An 18,318-nucleotide genomic window follows, 5' to 3' on the forward strand; every position below is an offset into this window, starting at 1 on the left:
ATGGAAATTGCCAGGCAATCGGTGCCGCAGCATATCTCCTGCCATAGGCGCAGGGTCTAATTTTGCTCAGCGAATTTTGAATGTCTCGGCGGCGGCCGGCCGGGAGTCCGGGCTTGCCTCGGCTACAGGTCGTTGCCCGCGTAGGACTGGTTGAAGCTCTTGTTGGCCAACGGGAAGTCGGGGACGATCGTGTCGGCCATCGCCACGGGAAGCGCGGGCCAGTTGAACCAGGACGGGTCGACGATCTTGGACCGGGTGATGCGGTTGGTCGCGTCGATTTCGACGCGATGCACGATGGTGCCACGCCAACCCTCGACTATGCCGACACCGCTGCCGGGCGTACCCGCTTCGGTGCTGACACCGTATTCGATTGGGCCGCTGTGTGACTCGACGACGTGCCGGACCAGGTCAGCGGCCGCGGCGAACTCGTCGCGCCGCACGGTGTAACGGGCCAGAACATCGCCTGTCGTCGCGGCAATTTCCACGACGGGCAGATCGACGGTGGGGTGCTCGACCCGGGCGTCCGTGCGAAGGCCGCTGGCCCGAGCGACGTACCCCAGACAACCCAGGGCACGAGCGTCTTCGCAGCGAAGAATCGCGGTGCCGGCGAATCGGTCGTAGGCGACCGCGTTCGTCAGTGTCAGCGACACGACCTCGGCCAGGTCCGCGGCGAGCCGGTGAAGTTCCTCGATATCGGGAAGACCCTGCAGCACAACGCCGCCCGGGCGAATGGCACCGCGTAGCAGCCGGTGGCCGGTGACGGAGGCGTTGAGCCGCAGCAGTCTTTCCCGGATGCGTTGGGCATGGACGTTGGCGATGGAGTAGCCGATGTCGTTGGCGAGGGCGCCGAGATCGGCGGCGTGGTTGTAGAGCCGCTCAAGTTCAACGATCAGCGCGCGCAGCCGGTGCACCTCTTCGGGCAGCTCGATGCCGAGGGCGTCTTCGACGGCGAGGCTGTGGGCCAGGGCGTGCGCGGCCGACGTATCGCCGCTGATCCGTTCGGCGAGATCGACTGCCCCATCGGCGGTCCGGCCGTGAAACAGCTTCTCGATGCCGCGGTGGACGAACCACAGCCGGGCTTTCAACCGCACGACGGTCTCACCCGCGACCGAAAAGCGAAAGTGGCCCGGTTCGATCAGACCGGCGTGGACCGGGCCAACCGGGATCTCGTACACCCCGGGCCCTTCGACGTTGAGGAACGGGAACGCGCCGGTGCCGGCGAATTCGGGCGCGGGTCCCGGGTCGGTGCGCATCGGATGCCAGTCGGGCCAGTGCGCGTGACTGACCAGGCGGCGAAGTTTGGGGTGGCCGACGGGCCGGATTCCGTAGAGATCGGCCATCTCGCGCTCGAATCGACTCGCCGGAAACGACACATAGGCCAACGATTGGAGCATTGGATTATGGACGGGCACAACGCATTCAAGCTCGACGCGGCGATCGGGGCAGCCGGCCAGGAACAGGTAGACGACACGCAGGCTGTCTGAATCGTCGTGTGCGGCGACCAAGGCCAGCCTGAAGGAATCGTCCAGCAGTTGTTCGGCCCTTTCTGCAAGCTCGCGCTGCGACACCCTGTGCCGCAACCAGATTCGGTTCATCGCGAGGCTCCGGTGTTGGCGCTGGCGGCCATTGTGAACAGCTGGGTGAGCGGACCAGCGGTAATGCCGAGGGCGGCGGAGGCGGCGATGCCAAGGACCAAGACCGTTGCGGCTGTGGCCGGCACGGCAAGAGGTGGCGCACCCGCCGCGGGCGCACCGAGCAGTATTCGCCCGCAGTTGCGGGCCAAAGCGGCGAAGGCGATCGCGATCAGCAGGATTGCGATCCCCAGCACCCAGGCCAGCCGCGCGCCGGCCAGCGAGCGCGCGATCGCCAGTTCGCTGGCGAACATCGCGAACGGTGGCAGGCCCAACAGCGCGATCAGGCCGGTGGCGAACGACACGCCGATCAGCCGCGACCGGTGCATGACGCCGGTGATATCGGCGATCGCCGTCGAGTTGTGCGCGGCCTGCAGCTGACCGCCCGCCAGGAACAACACCGTCTTGGCGATTCCGTGGGCGAGCACATGCAGCAGCAGTGCGGCGACCGCCAGCGTGGTGCCCGCGGCCGCCGCGATCGCGATCAGCCCCATGTTCTCCATCGAGGAGTACGCCAGCATCCGCTTGATGTCGCCGGTGACGGTCAGCATCAGCGCGGCGACCAGCAGCGTCGTCAACCCGACAACCAGCAGTCCGCCGCGCAGAAAAGCGGGCCCGGTGGCAGCGTCGACGATCGGTCGCAGTCGGAGGATCACCGAGAACGCGACCGACAACAGCACGCCACTCATCAGCGCGGACACCGGCGCGGGGGCTTGGCTGTGGGCGTCGGCCAGCCAGGTGTGGAACGGGAAGAGCCCGGCCTTGGCCCCGTAGCCGATCAGCAACAGTCCCCCGGCCAACCGCGCGACCGCGGGATTCAGGCCGCGCGCGTGCGCCGCAAGGACATCGAGGTTCAACGCGTGGGCGGCGGGCAACCCGGCGTAGCGTGCGGCGAAGTACAGCAGCACGGTTCCCAGGAACGCGACGGCGATACCGACCGAACAGATCACCACGTACTTCCAGGTCGCTTCCAGCGCGGTGCGCGTGCGCCGATGCCCCACCAGGAAGGCGGTGATCACGGTGGTGGCCTCGATCGCCACCCACACCACGCCAATATTGTTGGCGCTCACCGCGAGAACCATCGCCGCCAAGAACGCCGGTGTCAGTACACCGAACAGGCGGGCACCCCGGTCATCGGTGTGGGCGCGCGCCAGCTCGCCGTCGATGTAGGCAACGCTCGCCCAGGTGGCCAGCGTGCCGACGATCCCGATGACGATGAGCATCGTCACCGTGAGCGCGTCGGCACGCAGCAGCCCGCCGAGCGCGAACCGGGTACCGGATCCGACCCGAAAACCCAACGCGACGCCACACACCAGCACGATGACTGCGGACAGGACGGTCAGTGCCGCGGTCACGCGCCGCCATCCGCCGACCAGGGTGGCGATCGACGCGGCAAGTGGCGCCAGGATCGCGGTGAGGAGCAAAGCGGTCATCAGTCGTGCAGTTCCTGCAACTTGTCCAGGTCGGCGTCGCCGAAGGTGTTCCGCAGCCCGCCGGTCAGCACGCCGATCACGATGACGGCCAAGAGCACATCGAGTGAGGCTCCGAGTTCGACGATCAACGGCACTCCCGCCGTAAGCAGGAAAGCCGTCGCGGCAATCCCGTTGTCCAGCATCAGGAATCCGACGGCTTGCGAGATCGCGTGCAGCCGGGTGGTCAACACGAAAAGCGCGATCAGCACCACCGCGAACGCGGCGGGCACGGCGTTGGTGCTGGGACCGGGTGCCAGGTCCACCACCGGTTGGGTGATCGCAAAGGCGGCGACCGTCAATCCCCCGGTAATCAGCAGCGAACTGGTGGTGTTGATCAGCGGCGTGGCCTCGCGTCGCGAGGTGGTTTCGGCACCCACCACGCGCCCGAGCAGCCACGGCAACACCACCACGCGCAGCACCATTACGACGACGGCGACCGCGATCAGTGCGCCATCGTGGTCGTGGATGCCGCGCAGCGCCGGGATCGCGGTCAGTGCCAGGCCCTGCCAGGCCAGCAGATGCACGATGGCGGGCACGTCGCGGCGCCAGACGATCAAGACGGCGGCCAGCACGAGCCCGCCTGCGGCGAAGTCGACCAAGGTCGAGAAGTTCGCGTCCGTCATGTGCGCACCGTGAAGAAGTTGGCGGCGGTGACAGCGAGCAAGGCCAGCAGGAACGAACCCGCCAACAGTTCGGGCACCCGGAACAATCGGAGTTTGGCGATGAACACCTCGAATGTCGCGAGTAATGCGGCCAGCACCGCCACCTTGATCACTATCGCCGCGACAGCCGCCAGCACCTGAAGCGCGGTGGGCGCGGCACCGGCAATACCCCACGGCAAGAACAGGTTTGCCAGCAGCGCCAGCAGAACCGTGAGTCGCATCCCAGACGCCCACTCGACGAGCGCCAACCGGGGTCCGGCATATTCGAGGACCATCGCCTCATGCACCATTGTCAATTCCAGGTGAGTCGCCGGGTTGTCGACCGGCAGGCGCCCGGTCTCGGCGACGATGACGATCACCAGCGCAACAAAGGCGAGCACCGCGGTCAAGGACAGTACATGCTCTGGGTGCGCGATCGTATTTGTCACCAGCGCACCGAGATTCGACGAGCCGGCCGGGATGGACAGCGCGAACACCGCCAGCAGGATCGTCGGCTCGACCAGAGCGGCAATGGTGATCTCGCGGCTCGCGCCCATACCGCCGAACGAGGTGCCGGTGTCAATGCCGGCAAGAGCGAGCGCCACGGTGCCCAGGAAAAGTAAGCCCACCACGGCGAACAAATCGGCGCTGGAGTCCAGGGGTGATCCCGTGGCGACGATCGGTGCGATCGCCGCGATCAATAATGTGGTCCCGGCGACGATCGCGGGCGCGGCGATAAACACAATCGTCGTTCCCGCCGGCGTGATTTGTTGCTTACCAAGCTGTTTGAGCAGATCTCGCCATGGTTGCAACACTCCGCCGCCTGCTCGGCCCTCCCAGCGGGCCCGCACTTGACGCGTTACGCCGATCACCAGCGGCGCACCGAGTGTGACCAGGCCGAGCTGAGCCGCCCCCGCGACGTAGGACATCGCGTTCACTTGGCGGCCACCAGCACGATCAGCACGCCAAGCGCCCCGTAGGCCAGGTAGAGGTGCACGCTGCCGGTGTGGGCACGGCGCATCAAGCCGGCGGCGGCGGCGACCGCCGCGACCACCGGGGCGTACAGACGCTGTTCGACCGCGTCGGTGATCGCGCTACGGTAGGTGATTCGGTCAGCCATGAACCGTGATTCGGCCGTCTGGGTGACCTCGATGTCGGTATCGGGGCGCAGCACCTCACCGAAGACTCGCTGCAGCGGCTCGGCGAAGGACGTTGCCGTGTATTGCATGCGCTCGGTGAGATCGTCTGCGCCACAAGCCCATAACGGCAGCACGACAGGCGCAGGGCGGCGCCGGGCGCGTAACCGGGCCAGCCCGGACGCCACCAGTGCGGTGGCGAGCACACTGGCGGCGATCACACCCGGTGCGATCGAACCGGGCACTCCGGGCAGTCGGACCACGGTGCCGAAGTCGGCGAACCCGTGGGCGAACGGCAGCGTCGCGACGGCCCGCCGCACGATCGGGGCGACGAACCCCGGCGCGGCCGCCAGGATCACGCAGGCGCCCGCCGCGGTCGCCATCCCGGCACGCATGCTGGCCGGCGCCTCACCCGCGCCGGCGGCCTGGCTCGAGCGGGGACGGGCGAGGAACCCAATCCCGAACGCTTTGACCATCGCGGCCACGCTCAGGCCGGTGGCAAGTGCGACCACGCCGACCGCCAACGGAGTGGTCAGTGCCACCGTCGGATCGTGTCCGGGTGGGGCGTGGATCAGGGACTGCACCAGCAGCCACTCACCGACAAAGCCGGCGCCGAGCGGGAGTCCACACGCGCCCAGCGCGGCCAAGCCGAAGAACACTGTGGTGACCGGCATCCGGCGGGCCAGTCCGCCGAGCAGATCGAGATCGCGCACACCCGTGGCGACCAGCACCGATCCGGCCGACAAGAACCCGAGGCTCTTGAACGCCGCGTGCGCCATCAGATGTACTACCGCAGCGGCTGCGGCAATTGTCGCCGGACCGTCGGCACCGGTGTCCACGAAAAGCTCGGCGGCACCCAGCGCCAGCGTCACCAGGCCCATGTTCTCCGTCGTCGAATATGCGAGCAGCCGTTTGATGTCGGTCGCCACCGAGGCCTGCAGCACACCGTAGAGCGCGGACACGGCACCAACGGCCATCAGCGCCAGACCCCACCAACGGGGACCCGGCCCGAGCAACTGCAGGTCGAAGCGAACGATGCCGTAGATGCCCAGATTGACCATCGCCGCACTCATCAACGCCGACACCGGGCTGGGCGCCTCGGGATGGGCGCGGGGTAACCAGGCGTGCAGCGGCACCAATCCCGCCTTCGACCCGAAGCCGACGACTGTCAGCGCGAACACCACCGCGCGGACCCCACCGGACACCCCCTCGAGGTCGGCGAGCCGGTCGGATGCGCCGGCTGCCGACAACACCATGAGCCCGACCAGGATCGCGGCGAACCCGAGCTGGGTCATCACCGCATACGACATACCCGCCGCGCGGACCTGCGCACGGGTGTGCTCGGACAGCACCAGTATCAGCGACGTGATCGCCATCAACTCCCACGCCAGCAGAAAGGTCGTCACCGAACCCGCGGCCGGCACCAGCATCATCGTCGCGGCGAACATCGGCAGCATGCCAACCGTGGCCCCACTCAGCCGCTCATGCCGCGCGTACCCGATCGCATAACAACCAACCGGGACCGCTACCGCGCCGGTGAGCGCCATGAAGAATCCGCCCAGCGGGTCAAGCTCGAGGTGTACACCGGACAGCGGAAGAAGCCAGTCGATATGTATCGCCCGCACCGACCCGAACATGGCCTGCAAGCCCAGCCACACCCCGGCGATGCCCACGCCCGACGTGCTGATCCCACCGACCGCCGGACCAAAACCCTTTCGTGACAACGTTTTCGGCGTCGCCACCGAACCAAGAGTCGACGTGGCCGTCATTTCCCAGTCACCGACCGCAGAGCCGCAACGATGGCGGCTGGTGTCGGTGGGCACCCCGCGATCTCGATATCGACTCCCACCACGTCACTGACCGCACCGGCCACGGCATAGGCATCCTTGAACACCCCTGCGTTCAAGGCGCAATCTCCGCACGCGATCACCACCCGTGGGCGGGGCGTCGCCTCCACGGTGTTGCGCAGCGGGCCGGCCATATTGCGCGTCACCACCCCGGTCACCAGCAGCGCATCGGCATGCCGGGGCGAGGCGACCAGCCGGGCCCCGAACCGCTCGGCGTCGTACACCGGCCCGAACGCACCCGATATCTCCACCTCGCATCCGTTGCACGAACCCGCGTCGACATGCCGGATCTGCAGCGAACCACGCACTCCCGCCGGTGGTTCCATTGCCGGCGGCGGTGGCGCGCCCGCGGGCTCGACGACGCGGCCCACGTGCAGAATTTTGGCGAACCAACCCATGGCGCTAATTCGCCGAGTGGTCGGCGCGCAGATCCTCCAGCACCGCCACCCGGTCGGTAAGCACCCGGGCAAGCACCTTGCGAGCAACCGCGAGGAGCTCGGCGATGTCGGGCGAGGCGATCGAGTAGGTCACCACGTTGCCGTCACGGTCAGCGGCGACGACTCCCGCCCGACGCAACACCGCCAGCTGCTGGGACAGGTTGGACGCCTCGAGTCCGACATCGGACACCAACAACTCTCCAACGGAGCGGTCCCGCTCCACCAGGAGCTCGAGAATCCTGATGCGCGCGGGGTGCCCAAGCGTCTTGAAGAAATCGGCTTTGAGCTTGTAGAGGGGCTTTGCTTCCACCCGTGCTCCTGAAGGCTTTGTTAATGCTGTAGTTCATCAATTGAAGAATTCATCATACGCAACTCCGGGCGAACCGCTTCGGCGCGGCCGGCGCCGGGCGATCCAAGCCGGGTCGCGCGTATCTCGCTACCCTGTCCCAATGCGATGCAGGCAGGCCCGCCGGGCATGATCCGGTACCTCGCCCGGCGTTTCCTCAACTACGTCGTCCTGCTGGTGCTCGCGTCCTTCCTGACCTTCCTGCTGACCTCGCAGACCTTTCATCCGCTCGACAGTTTTATGCAGCGCCACCCGACGCCGCCGCCGGAGGCGATTCACGCCAAGGCCGTTGCGCTGGGCTTGGACAAACCGGTGGCCATCCGCTACGCGAAATGGGTTTCCGGTGTGGTCCACGGTGACTTCGGGGTGACGGTGAGCGGTCACCCGGTCTCCCAGGAACTGTGGCGCCGGGTCGGGGTGAGCCTGCGACTGGTGGTGACCGGTTCGGTGCTGGGCACGCTGATCGGCGTCATCGTGGGGGCCTGGGGCGCGGTGCGGCAGTACCGGCTCAGCGATCGGGTGATCACCGTGCTGTCGCTGATCGTCTTGAGCATCCCGTCGTTCGTCCTGGCAAGCCTGCTGATTCTGGGCGCACTGCGGATCAACATGTTCGCCGGCGTGGGAATCTTTCAGTACACCGGGGAAACCTCGCCGCTTGCGCCCACCGGAACCGTCGACGCGATCATCGAACGGTTGCAGCACATCGTGCTGCCCACCCTGACCCTGGCCCTGGGCGCCATCGCGGGTTTCAGCCGCTACCAACGGAATGCGATGCTCGACGTGCTCGGCGAGGACTTCATCCGGACCGCGCGGGCAAAAGGACTGACCCGTCGGCGGGCGCTGTTCAAACACGGTTTGCGCACCGCGCTCATTCCGATGGCGACCCTGTTCGCCTACGGAGTGAGTGGGCTCGTCGTCGGCGCGGTGTTCGTCGAGAAGATCTTCGGCTGGCACGGCATGGGCGAATGGGTGGTGTCCGGAATCGCGACCCAGGACGCCAACGTCGTCGCGGCGATCACGCTTTTCTCCGGCGCGGCCGTTCTGCTGGCGGGGCTGTTGTCCGACGTCATTTATGCGGCACTGGATCCCAGGGTGCGGGTTTCGTGACCCAGAAGACCGATCAAAGCGCACCGGGGCACTCCGACATCCACCCGGTCGCCACCTTTACATCGCGCCGAAACCTGTTGCTGCGACGCTTTTTTCGCAACAAGCCTGCGGCGGTGGCGCTGATTCTGCTGGCGCTGGCATTCGTCGGCTGCTACGCGGTGCCGCCGCTATTGCCGTACAGCTACACCGATCTCGATCTGCACTCACTGCTGCAGCCGCCGTCGTGGCGACACTGGTTGGGCACCAACGCGCTGGGCCAGGACCTACTGGCCCGCACTCTTACCGGCATGCAGAAGTCGCTACTGATCGGTGTTTGCGTGGCGGTGATCTCGACCACCATCGCCGCCACCGTCGGATCGGTAGCCGGCTACTTCGGTGGCTGGCGCGACCGGGCACTGATGTGGCTGGTGGACCTGCTGCTGGTGGTGCCCAGCTTCCTGCTCATTGCGATCGTCACGCCGCGCACCAAACATTCGAACAGCGTGCTGTGGCTCATTGTGCTGCTCGCGGCGTTCGGCTGGATGGTCAGCTCGCGGATGGTGCGTGGCCTGACCATGAGCCTGCGGGAACGCGAATTCGTCCGTGCGGCACGGTATATGGGAGTGTCGAGCCGACGGGTGATCGTGCATCACATCGTGCCGAACGTCGCCTCGATCCTGATCATCGACGCAACGCTCAACGTGGGTTTCGCGATCCTGGCCGAAACCGGGTTGAGCTTCCTGGGATTCGGTGTTCAGCCACCGGACGTATCGCTGGGCACGCTGATCGCCGAAGGCACTCCGTCGGCGACCACCTTCCCCTGGGTCTTCCTGGTCCCCGGCTCGGCGTTGATATTGATTGTGTTGTGCGCGAACCTCGCCGGCGACGGTCTGCGCGACGCGATCGATCCGGGCGCGAAGCCGTCCCGCCGCAGGAAGCTCAAGCCAATCGGGCCGCCGCAATGACCGCACTGCTGGAGGTGACCGACCTCAGCGTTACCTTCGACACCGGGGATACGCGGGTGCCCGCGGTGCGCGGGGCGACCTATCACATCGATCCGGGCGAGGTGCTCGCGATCGTCGGGGAATCGGGCTCGGGCAAAAGCACCGCCGCGATGGCGGTCGTCGGGCTGCTGCCCGAATACGCCGAGATTTCGGGTTCGGTTCGGCTGCACGGCCAGGAGCTGCTCGGGCTGCCCGACCAGGCGATGTCACGTATCCGCGGCAAGACGATCGGCACGGTGTTCCAAGACCCGATGTCGGCGCTGACTCCCGTCTACACCGTCGGGGAACAGATCGCCGAAGCCATCCAGGTTCACCACCACGACGTCAACCGCGCAACGGCCCGGATCCGGGCCGTCGAGCTGCTCGAGCTGGTCGGTATCGCGCAGCCAGATCGGCGGGCAAAAGCGTTCCCGCACGAGCTATCCGGCGGCGAGCGCCAGCGGGTGGTGATCGCGATCGCGATCGCCAACGATCCGGACCTGCTTATCTGTGACGAGCCCACCACCGCGCTGGACGTCACCGTGCAAGCTCAAATCCTCGATGTGCTGCGGACCGCACGCGACGTCACCGGCGCGGGAGTGTTGATCATCACCCACGACCTGGGGGTGGTATCGGCGTTCGCCGACCGGGCAATGGTCATGTACGCCGGACGTGAGGTCGAGATCGCGGCCGTGGACGATCTCTACCGGGACCGCCGCATGCCCTACACGGTCGGATTGCTCGGGTCGGTGCCGCGCCTGGACGCCCCGCAGGGCACCCGGCTGGTTCCGATTCCCGGAGCGCCGCCGAACCTGGCCACGCTTGTCCCCGACGCCTGTCCGTTCACCCCCCGCTGTCCGCTGGCCATCGACGAATGTCGCTCGACCGAGCCAGCTCTGGTGATGGTTTCCGAAGGCCACCGGGCGGCGTGCATTCGCACCGACGACGTCGCCGGGCGCACCGCCTCCGAGATCTTCGACGTGACAACCGGGCCGCCGGCCGTCGATACCGCGGCAGACCAGGACGCAACCGTGCTGCGGGTGACCGACCTCAGCAAGACCTACCCGCTCACCAAGGGCGTGGTATTTCGCCGGCGGGTGGGAGAGGTGCGAGCGGTCGCCGGCGTCAGCTTCACCCTGCAGCAGGGCCGGACTCTGGCGATCGTCGGAGAGTCCGGTTCGGGAAAATCGACTATTCTGCAACAGATCTTGGAATTGAACGAGCCGCAATCGGGTTCGATTGAGGTTCTCGGCGCCGACGTCGCCGGGCTGAATCCGGAGAGCCGGCGCGCGATGCGGCACGACATTCAGGTGGTGTTCCAGGACCCGGTGGCATCACTGGACCCCCGTCTACCTGTTTCCGAAATCATAGCCGAACCTTTGCAGGCCAATGGATTCCGGAAGGTCGATGCCGATGCACGCGTAGCCGAACTGCTCGACACCGTCGGTCTGCGTTATGCGGACGCCGCTCGCTATCCGGCCGAGTTCTCCGGTGGGCAAAAGCAGCGCATCGGTATCGCCCGAGCGCTGGCGTTGCAGCCGAAGATTTTGGCGCTCGACGAGCCGGTGTCGGCGCTGGACGTCTCGATCCAAGCCGGGATCATCAACCTGCTGCTCGACCTGCAGGAGCGCTTTGGTCTGTCGTATCTGTTTGTCTCGCATGACCTTTCCGTCGTCAAGCACCTGGCGCACCAGGTGGTGGTGTTGTACCGGGGTGGCATCGTCGAGCAGGGCGACGGCGATGAGGTTTTCACCAACCCTCAGCACGACTACACCCGGCGACTGCTGGCCGCCGTTCCACGGGCGCATCCCGATGCCGCGTCCGGTTAGCATCGTGCGCGTGACACACCTACCGAGAGCCCGCACGCTCGCGGCGCTGGCACTGGCGTTCGTGGTGGTGGTCACCGGCTGCTCGAGTGGCTACGAGGACATGCCGGAGACCCGAGCGGCTCAGGTCGGCGCCACCAGCGACATGAATCCGCAAGACCCGGCGACGCTGCAAGACGGCGGCAACCTGCGACTACCGCTGACGGAGTTCCCGGACAACTTCAATCAGTTGAACATCGACGGCAATACCTCTGACACCGGCGCGGTGCTGGCGGCCACGCTGCCGGGGGCGTTCATGACCCAGGCGGACGGCAGACTGACGCTCAACACCGACTACTTCACCGGTGCCGAGCTGACCGGGACCAACCCCCAAACCGTCACGTACACAATCAATCCCAAAGCAACGTGGAGCGACGGCGCGCCGATCACCTGGGAAGACCTCAAGTCGGAGGTCGACGCGTGCAACGGCCGCGACAAGAGGTACTTGATCGCCAGCCGGGCCGGGTTCGAACGGGTGAAGTCGGTGACCAGGGGTGTGAACGACCGGCAGGCGGTGGTCACCTTCTCCGATCCGTACGCCGAATGGCGGGGGATGTTCGCCGGCGGGATGCAACCGCGCAGCATGACGGCCAACCCGGAGGTATTCAACAAGGGCCAGCTCGAAGCGCCGGGCCCGTCGGCCGGCCCCTTCGTCGTGTCCACGATCGACCGGACCGCGCAGCGCATCGTGCTGACCCGTAATCCACGATGGTGGGGCCGCAAGCCTCGGCTGGATTCGATCACCTTCCTGGTGCTCGATGTCTCCGCCATCATCCCTGCCTTACAGAACAAGGCCATCGATGCCGCCGGCATCACGACGCTCGACGATATGGTGACCGCCGGGCGCACACCCGGCATCGTGATCCGGCGCGCGCCGGCCCCGACGTGGTTCCACTTCACGTTCAACGGCGCCGAGGGTTCGATCATGGCCGACGAGCGGCTGCGGCTCGCGATCTGCCAGGGTATCGACCGCCAAGCCATCGTCGATGTCGTCCAGCACGGGCTGAGCACCCATCCCGTGCCGCTGAACAATCACGTCTATGTGGCCGGACAGGTTGGCTACCAAGACAACAGCGCGCCGGGCGCTTACAACCCGGAGAAGGCCAGAAGAGATCTCGATGCCATGGGGTGGAAACTCAACGGCGCGGTGCGGGAGAAGGACGGCAGGCAGCTCGTCGTTCGCGACGTGCTCTTCGACGCGGCATCCAACCGGCAGATTGCCATGGTCGCGCAGAACAGCCTGGCGCAGATCGGTGTGAAGCTGGTACTCGACCTCAAGGCCGGCAGCGGCTTTTTCAGCCAGTACGTCGGCGTCGGCGATTTCGATATCGCCCAATTCGGTTGGGAGGGCAACGCTTTCCCGTTGTCCGCACTTGCACAGATCTATACCTCGGACGGTGACAGCAACTTCGGCAGGATCGGCAACGCCGCGATCGATGCGAAGATCGCCGAGACGCTTTCTGAGCTGGACGTAAACAAAGCGCGTGACCTCGCCAACCAGGTTGACCAGATGATCTGGCAGGAGGGCTTCAACCTGCCGCTGTTCCAGTCGCCCGGGAACCGAGCGGTACGAAAGGATTTGGCCAATTACGGCGCGGCCGGGTTGGCCGATGTGGACTACACCGCGGTCGGGTTCATGCGGACCTGAGCCGCCGCCATGGCGGTGTCACCACCGGCAGCGCACCCTCCGCGATCGCGGCCACCTCGACGGCCTTCCACAGCAGGCGCATCGCCGGGCGGGCCGGCAGGGTGTCCAGCGCCGGTCCCCGGCCGGCAAGCTGGTCGACTTCGCCGCGGCACACCGCCTCCGCGATGATCAGTGCCGCGGGCTCACGAAAGTCCACGGCGCTGTGCGCCATGGTCGGCAACGCGAGTAACAGAGCATTCGGCACCAGCGATGCCACCTGCTCTGCGACCGCCCGCGGTGTCACCAGGTCACGGCCGCCGGAGACCACGACCGTGGGCCAGGTGAACTTCGGCATCTCCGCGACCAGATCGTACGGCTCGGACTCGAAAGCATCTGTCCCGCTGATGATTTCACGCAGCGCCACCGCCGGATCGAGCGGCAGGCCGTCGGGCTGGGCGCCGTAGTCGAGCTCGCGGAACGCGATGCGACTCACCAGGTCGATTTCGTGACGGTACGCGACATTCATACTCACTACCGCGGAGAAGCGCGACAACATCCGCCACAACGTCATTCGGCCACTGAGTAACAAGTCGAGTTCACGATCCAGCAGCGGCGCCCCGCCGTAAGCGTAGATGGTGGTGGCAATCTCCCCCGCCGTCCCGGCGATCACCCCGGTGTCGATCAGTTTGCGAACCTTGGGAGCCAATGCGGCGGTCTCCGGAGTATCGCCATCGAACAGCAGGCCCCGGACCGCGCGGCGAACGACCTCGATGTCGTGTCGTGACAGCAGGGGCGAATCCAGAACCATCGCGTGCACCCGGCCGGGGTGACGTACCCCGAACCCGGCTGAGATATAGCTGCCGTAGGACGTGCCGTAGATGACCGCGGAGTCCACATGGGCGTCGTCTAGCACGGCGGCGATGTCGTCGACCACCTGATCGACCGTGATCGCTTCGGGCGGCAGGTCCGCGCCGGAGTCGTCATGGCGCGACATGCCGATCCCCCGGTGCTCGATCATGATGATGTCCAGACCGGCGAGGGCGGCGCGACGCCGTAATCCCTTGTAGACCTGCACCGACGCCACGCCCGGACCGCCCGGGATGATGACCAGCGGGTGGGCGGACTTGCGGCCGGTGCGCACGTAGTACAGATCGAACTCTTCGGCGCTGCCCGGGGATATCGGCCTGCGCACCGGTCGCACGCCGGGCATTCCCGCAAGCCTCTCGTGCATTCGGCGCCTTTTCGCGTTCATGGTCATCGCCGCCCATTCTGCCGGGGTCAGTGGCGATCAGCAGCGCGGCGGGTGCTACGCATTGAGATCGATGCGGTGCGCACCTTTCACGCTGTCGTAACGATCGGGGCTACAGGTCAACACGATCACTTGACCCTGCGCGCCGACGGTGTCGAACACCTCGCCCATCTTGGCCAGCCGCTGCGGGTCGGTGAACCCGAGCGCGTCGTCGACGACGACCGGAACGGCGTCCTCCTTGGCTACCAGCGCGGCGCCGGCCAACCGCGCCAGGATACCGAGTTGCTCCTTGGCCCCGCCAGATAGGGAGTCGTACGGCACCGTGACGCCATCGAGTGTTCGGCTGCGGATACACAAGTCGGTGTCGACGTCGACCTCGAAGCTGGGCCCGAACACCGGGCGGCCGAGTCGCTGCAATTCGGTGCGGTAGGGCTCGACATAGCCCAGCCGGGTGGTGTCGCGATGGCGGGCCATTACGGAACGCAACAGCTGTGCGGCGCGGGCCCGGCCGCCGATCCGGTTGTGCTGATTGGCGGCGTGCTCACGCTCGACCTGCGCGGCATCGAGCTTGCCCTGGCGACCCTCGCTGCCGAACACCGACAGTTCGATGGTGAGCTCGCGCAGCGAGCGAGCCGCGTCTTCGTAGCTCGCCCCGAGCGACGCGGCAGCCTCGTTGGCCGCGGCCAATTCGGCGGTCACCGCATCGGGCGCAGCCGCGGACAATTCTTCGGCAAGTTCGGCGGCCTGACGCTCGGCGGTTGCCGCGGCCTGCCGTCCGGCCTGCGCCGACGAAGCCAGGTCCTCGTCGGCCACCGAGCTACGCTCGGCCAAGAGCTGTTCGGTCGCCCTGGCGAGTTCGGCTCGATGCGTTGTCAATTCGTTGAGCAAAAGTTTTGCCCGGGTGGAGGTTTCGACGAGCTTCGCATCGGCGGCCGCGGCGGCCCGGCGACTGGCCTCGGATGCGGCTTCCGCGGCCAGGCGAGCGGCCCGCGCGGCGTCGAGTTCGGCGCGGGCAGCGGCGATATCGATGGCGAACAGATCGGGCTCGGCCGGCTGCCCGGCGCGCAGCTGTGCCAGCCGCTCCCGGAGCACATCGATATCGTCGTCGCCGCACAGTCCGGCCAGCGTCGCGCTCAATTGGTCGCGGACGCTCTGCAATTCGCGGCGGTGCTGGTCGGCCAGTCTCGCCGCGGCGAGGTCGGCCACGTCACCTGCGGCTAGTGCGTCGGCCAGTTCTTGTTGTGCCGCCGCATATTTCGCCTGTATATCAAGCGCGGTCGCACCGGGAGTGATCCGCGCGGTGAGGACACCCGGAACCTCGACTTCGGTCGGGCCGGTGGCCGTCGTCGACCAGGTATGACCCGCCGACAACGAGACACGTTCTGCCCCGACCGCGAGTTGGATGTCGGCGACCGCCGTGAACTCGACGGCCGCCGAGATCAACGTCAGTTGGTCGCCGGCGCGATCGACCGCCGCTGAGGCGCTTTCGATTCGGCGCAGCAGCTCCTCGGTGAGCACGACCTCGGAGAGCTCCGCACCGACCCGGTCACGGTCACGGCGGATGGCATCGACCTTGGCCAGCCGGGCGCTCAACCGGTCGATCTCCTCGCGCTCGGCGAGCTGATCGACGGCGCGGCGGGCCGATTCGACGCGGGTCTGCAGATCGGCCAGAACTCGGGTGGCTTCCTGCAACGCGGTACCGGCCGCCTCGGCATCGGCCTGCGCGGCCGTCAGCGCATCGGCGGCTAGTTGAGCTTCCGCCTCGACAGTCGCGACAGCCGCAGTGCGCGTTGCGATTTCAGCGACCAGACGCAACCGGCCGTGGTGTGCGGCGTCGGCCGCTGCACTGGTCGCCGCGGCGGCGGCCGCGACCAGCTTGGCTTCCCGCGCTTGGCGGGTGAGTTCGGCGGCCTTGTCCGCGGCGGCTTGCGCGACGGCCAACCGCGGGCCGGCCGCAAGCCGCAGCTGCGACAGTTCGGCCACCTGCTCGGTCAGCGCGGCATGGCGACGCACCCGGTCGTCGACCTCCGCGACGGCCGCCGTGCACTCCGCAACCGCAGCGTCGGCGTCGGACAGTGCAGCGATGGCCGTGGCCCACTCGCCGGTGGGGCGCCCGGTGGGGGTAAAATAGCGCGCGTACTCGGCGTCGATCCGGTCGATCAGCAGCGGCTCGTTGCCGGATAGGGCGGACTCGTCACCGGCCGCGACATCGAGTGCACGCGAAAGGGCATCGCAGCCGGAAAGATCCACCGCGGACATCGATGTGGACTGCAGCACGCGCTGGGCGTGCCACAGGTCGTTGTCCACCGTTTCGGCGAGCATGCTGCGAACCCGTTCGTGGGCTTCGTCGCCGGTCAGCTGCTCGCGGCGCGGCTCCAGCACGGTCAACTCCGTCTCACACTTCTTGTGGAAGCGTTTGCGGTAGATGAAACGGTAAGTGCCGCTGCTGATTTCGGCGGTCACTTCCGAGCCGACATCGCTGTTGGTGGGTTTGACCTGCTTGACTTCCTTCTTCGTCGACCGGTCCCTGGACTCCAGCAGCAGGTCGAGCGCCTCGATCATCGAGGACTTGCCAATTTCGTTGGCCCCGCTGACCACAACCACGCCGTGGTCGGGAAACTCGATCTCGCGGTGGCCGATTCCGCGATAGTTCGTCAGGACCAACCGGTGTAACTTCACGCCGCGCCCCGATCAGTGAGGCGCAGCAAGAGCGCCAGTGCGGCCTGGGCGTCGGTCGCGGAGTCGGTGTCGTCCCCGCGCGCCGTGGCCACCAGCTCCTCGACGGCCGCGGCGGCGAATCCGCCGATGCCGAGATCGGTGAACTCGCCGTCGGCGGGTATCACCGCGAGGTCGGTGTGGCGTTCCCAGGTGCGCAAGTCGGCGAACAGCCGCGCGAATCTGTCCAGGCAGCCGTCCAGGGTGGCGCGGTCGGTCACCGTCAACGAACCCGTGAGTGCCAGGCGCACCACGGTGCGGTCCTTGTCGGTCATCAGATCGAGATTCATGTCGAGGTCGGCGATATCGCGGCTGCTGTCGACCTGACGGTGCAGGGTGACGAACTGCCAACGGCCCACGTGCCGGGGCGTCACCGCCACCTCGTTGCTCTCGTCGATGTCGACGACCAGGACGTGCCCCGGATTGGATTCGACGTCATCGAAATTCGTGACTTCCGGCGACCCGGAGTACCAGACCCGGCCGCTCTCACCGACCTGGGTGAGCGAGTGCTTATCCCCCAGTGCCGCATAGTGGATCGCGCCGCGGGTCAGCGCCTCTTCGAGCCCGGCCAGCCGGATCAGCGACGGCTTCTCGCGGTCGGGGTCGAGCACGTCGACGCCGCCATGGGCCACGAGCACGCGGGTGACGGAGCCCGCGTCGAGTCCCTCGAGGACTTCGGCAACCAGATCGGCGGTCGGGGCCTTGGACCGCCATGGCGCGGCGACGATCTCGAGGCCCGGTCGCACCTGATGCGTACCCGTCCGATCGAGCACGATCACGTTGTCCGGGCATTCCCGGGTGAACAACGCGCTGGTGAATACCGACGACGCGTCGAGTGGGTCGTGGTTGCCGGGCAACAGATAGACCGGAATACCGATGGCGCGCATGGCTTCCAATGACTGCCCGATCACCTTCGGGTCGAGCTGGTTGTGTTCGAAGACGTCACCCGCGACCACGACGAACTCGGCGCCCACCTCGGTCGCGAGGGCGCCCAGGCCGGCCACCGCGTCGCGCCGCGCGGCCGAATACCGCGGCTGGGCGTCGCCGGCCAGGAAGTGGCGGGTCATTCCCAGCTGCCAGTCGGCGGTGTGCAGGAATCGCATCCCGGCTCCCCCTTTCGTGACGTGGCTATCAAGGCATCGCGAGTCTAAATTGGTTGGCCGACAACTCTTGGGAAGCGCACCGGCATGCCTCGGTCCATGTGACTTTGTGCCCGCCTCACAGCGACAATCGCCGTGGGCTTGGGCTGGCAGGCTGGGGCCGGCCGCCTGCCGAAGTGTTCG

General features: G+C 66.9%; 14 protein-coding genes. 4 read left to right on the plus strand and 10 right to left on the minus strand.

Features of this window, described 5'->3' with window-relative positions:
- Positions 1 to 122: 122 nt before the first annotated feature.
- From AC5Y5O_RS16465 to AC5Y5O_RS16495, 7 genes are read right to left on the minus strand one after another with little or no spacing between them, the layout of a single operon-like run.
- Positions 123 to 1,595, minus strand: coding sequence for a hydrogenase large subunit (locus tag AC5Y5O_RS16465; protein ID WP_500025778.1), 1,473 nt, complete (start codon positions 1,593 to 1,595; stop codon positions 123 to 125).
- Positions 1,592 to 3,064 (minus strand): proton-conducting transporter transmembrane domain-containing protein, encoded by a 1,473-nt coding sequence (locus tag AC5Y5O_RS16470; protein ID WP_500025780.1) that lies wholly within the window; start codon positions 3,062 to 3,064, stop codon positions 1,592 to 1,594. The genes AC5Y5O_RS16465 and AC5Y5O_RS16470 overlap by 4 nt, the downstream gene beginning before the upstream one ends.
- Positions 3,064 to 3,726, minus strand: a complete 663-nt coding sequence (locus tag AC5Y5O_RS16475) for a hypothetical protein (protein WP_500025782.1) — start codon at positions 3,724 to 3,726, stop codon at positions 3,064 to 3,066. Before AC5Y5O_RS16475 ends, AC5Y5O_RS16470 begins: the two co-directional genes overlap by 1 nt.
- Complete coding sequence (locus AC5Y5O_RS16480) at positions 3,723 to 4,673, minus strand: respiratory chain complex I subunit 1 family protein (RefSeq protein WP_096291297.1); 951 nt, start codon at positions 4,671 to 4,673, stop codon at positions 3,723 to 3,725. Before AC5Y5O_RS16480 ends, AC5Y5O_RS16475 begins: the two co-directional genes overlap by 4 nt.
- 5 nt (positions 4,674 to 4,678) lie before the next feature.
- Positions 4,679 to 6,649, minus strand: coding sequence for a proton-conducting transporter transmembrane domain-containing protein (locus AC5Y5O_RS16485; protein WP_500025784.1), 1,971 nt, complete (start codon positions 6,647 to 6,649; stop codon positions 4,679 to 4,681).
- Complete coding sequence (locus tag AC5Y5O_RS16490) at positions 6,646 to 7,125, minus strand: NADH-quinone oxidoreductase subunit B family protein (RefSeq protein ID WP_096289603.1); 480 nt, start codon at positions 7,123 to 7,125, stop codon at positions 6,646 to 6,648. Before AC5Y5O_RS16490 ends, AC5Y5O_RS16485 begins: the two co-directional genes overlap by 4 nt.
- Before the next feature lie 4 nt (positions 7,126 to 7,129).
- Positions 7,130 to 7,474, minus strand: a complete 345-nt coding sequence (locus AC5Y5O_RS16495) for a lsr2/espR transcriptional regulator (RefSeq protein WP_096289604.1) — start codon at positions 7,472 to 7,474, stop codon at positions 7,130 to 7,132.
- Between the two features lie 165 nt (positions 7,475 to 7,639).
- Between AC5Y5O_RS16495 and AC5Y5O_RS16500 the strand changes: the two genes are divergently transcribed.
- The 4 genes from AC5Y5O_RS16500 to AC5Y5O_RS16515 all read left to right on the plus strand — a co-directional run bounded on the left by AC5Y5O_RS16500 (position 7,640) and on the right by AC5Y5O_RS16515 (position 13,092).
- On the plus strand, positions 7,640 to 8,617 hold the full coding sequence (locus AC5Y5O_RS16500) for an ABC transporter permease (protein WP_096289605.1): 978 nt from the start codon (positions 7,640 to 7,642) through the stop codon (positions 8,615 to 8,617).
- A 38-nt stretch (positions 8,618 to 8,655) separates the two neighbouring features.
- The gene (locus AC5Y5O_RS16505) at positions 8,656 to 9,561 is read left to right on the plus strand and encodes an ABC transporter permease (RefSeq protein ID WP_500025810.1); all 906 of its coding nucleotides are present in this window, start codon (positions 8,656 to 8,658) and stop codon (positions 9,559 to 9,561) included.
- Positions 9,558 to 11,408 carry a dipeptide ABC transporter ATP-binding protein gene (locus AC5Y5O_RS16510; RefSeq protein WP_500025787.1) on the plus strand — a complete coding sequence of 617 codons (1,851 nt, stop codon included), beginning with the start codon at positions 9,558 to 9,560 and terminating at the stop codon, positions 11,406 to 11,408. Before AC5Y5O_RS16505 ends, AC5Y5O_RS16510 begins: the two co-directional genes overlap by 4 nt.
- Before the next feature lie 100 nt (positions 11,409 to 11,508).
- Positions 11,509 to 13,092 (plus strand): ABC transporter family substrate-binding protein, encoded by a 1,584-nt coding sequence (locus AC5Y5O_RS16515; RefSeq protein WP_243394166.1) that lies wholly within the window; start codon positions 11,509 to 11,511, stop codon positions 13,090 to 13,092.
- Here the strand turns inward: AC5Y5O_RS16515 and AC5Y5O_RS16520 are convergent.
- Genes AC5Y5O_RS16520 through AC5Y5O_RS16530 form a run of 3 tightly spaced genes read right to left on the minus strand, consistent with a single transcriptional unit; the run spans position 13,079 to position 18,138 of the window.
- Complete coding sequence (locus tag AC5Y5O_RS16520; protein WP_096289609.1) at positions 13,079 to 14,329, minus strand: alpha/beta fold hydrolase; 1,251 nt, start codon at positions 14,327 to 14,329, stop codon at positions 13,079 to 13,081. The two genes, AC5Y5O_RS16515 and AC5Y5O_RS16520, sit on opposite strands and share 14 nt — an antisense overlap.
- A 48-nt stretch (positions 14,330 to 14,377) precedes the next feature.
- Positions 14,378 to 16,999: an AAA family ATPase gene (locus tag AC5Y5O_RS16525; RefSeq protein ID WP_500025789.1), complete on the minus strand. Its 2,622-nt coding sequence runs from the start codon at positions 16,997 to 16,999 to the stop codon at positions 14,378 to 14,380.
- The gene (locus AC5Y5O_RS16530) at positions 16,996 to 18,138 is read right to left on the minus strand and encodes a metallophosphoesterase family protein (protein WP_096289610.1); all 1,143 of its coding nucleotides are present in this window, start codon (positions 18,136 to 18,138) and stop codon (positions 16,996 to 16,998) included. Before AC5Y5O_RS16530 ends, AC5Y5O_RS16525 begins: the two co-directional genes overlap by 4 nt.
- Positions 18,139 to 18,318: the final 180 nt, after the last annotated feature.

This window comes from Mycobacterium sp. NGS40 (assembly GCF_059812735.1).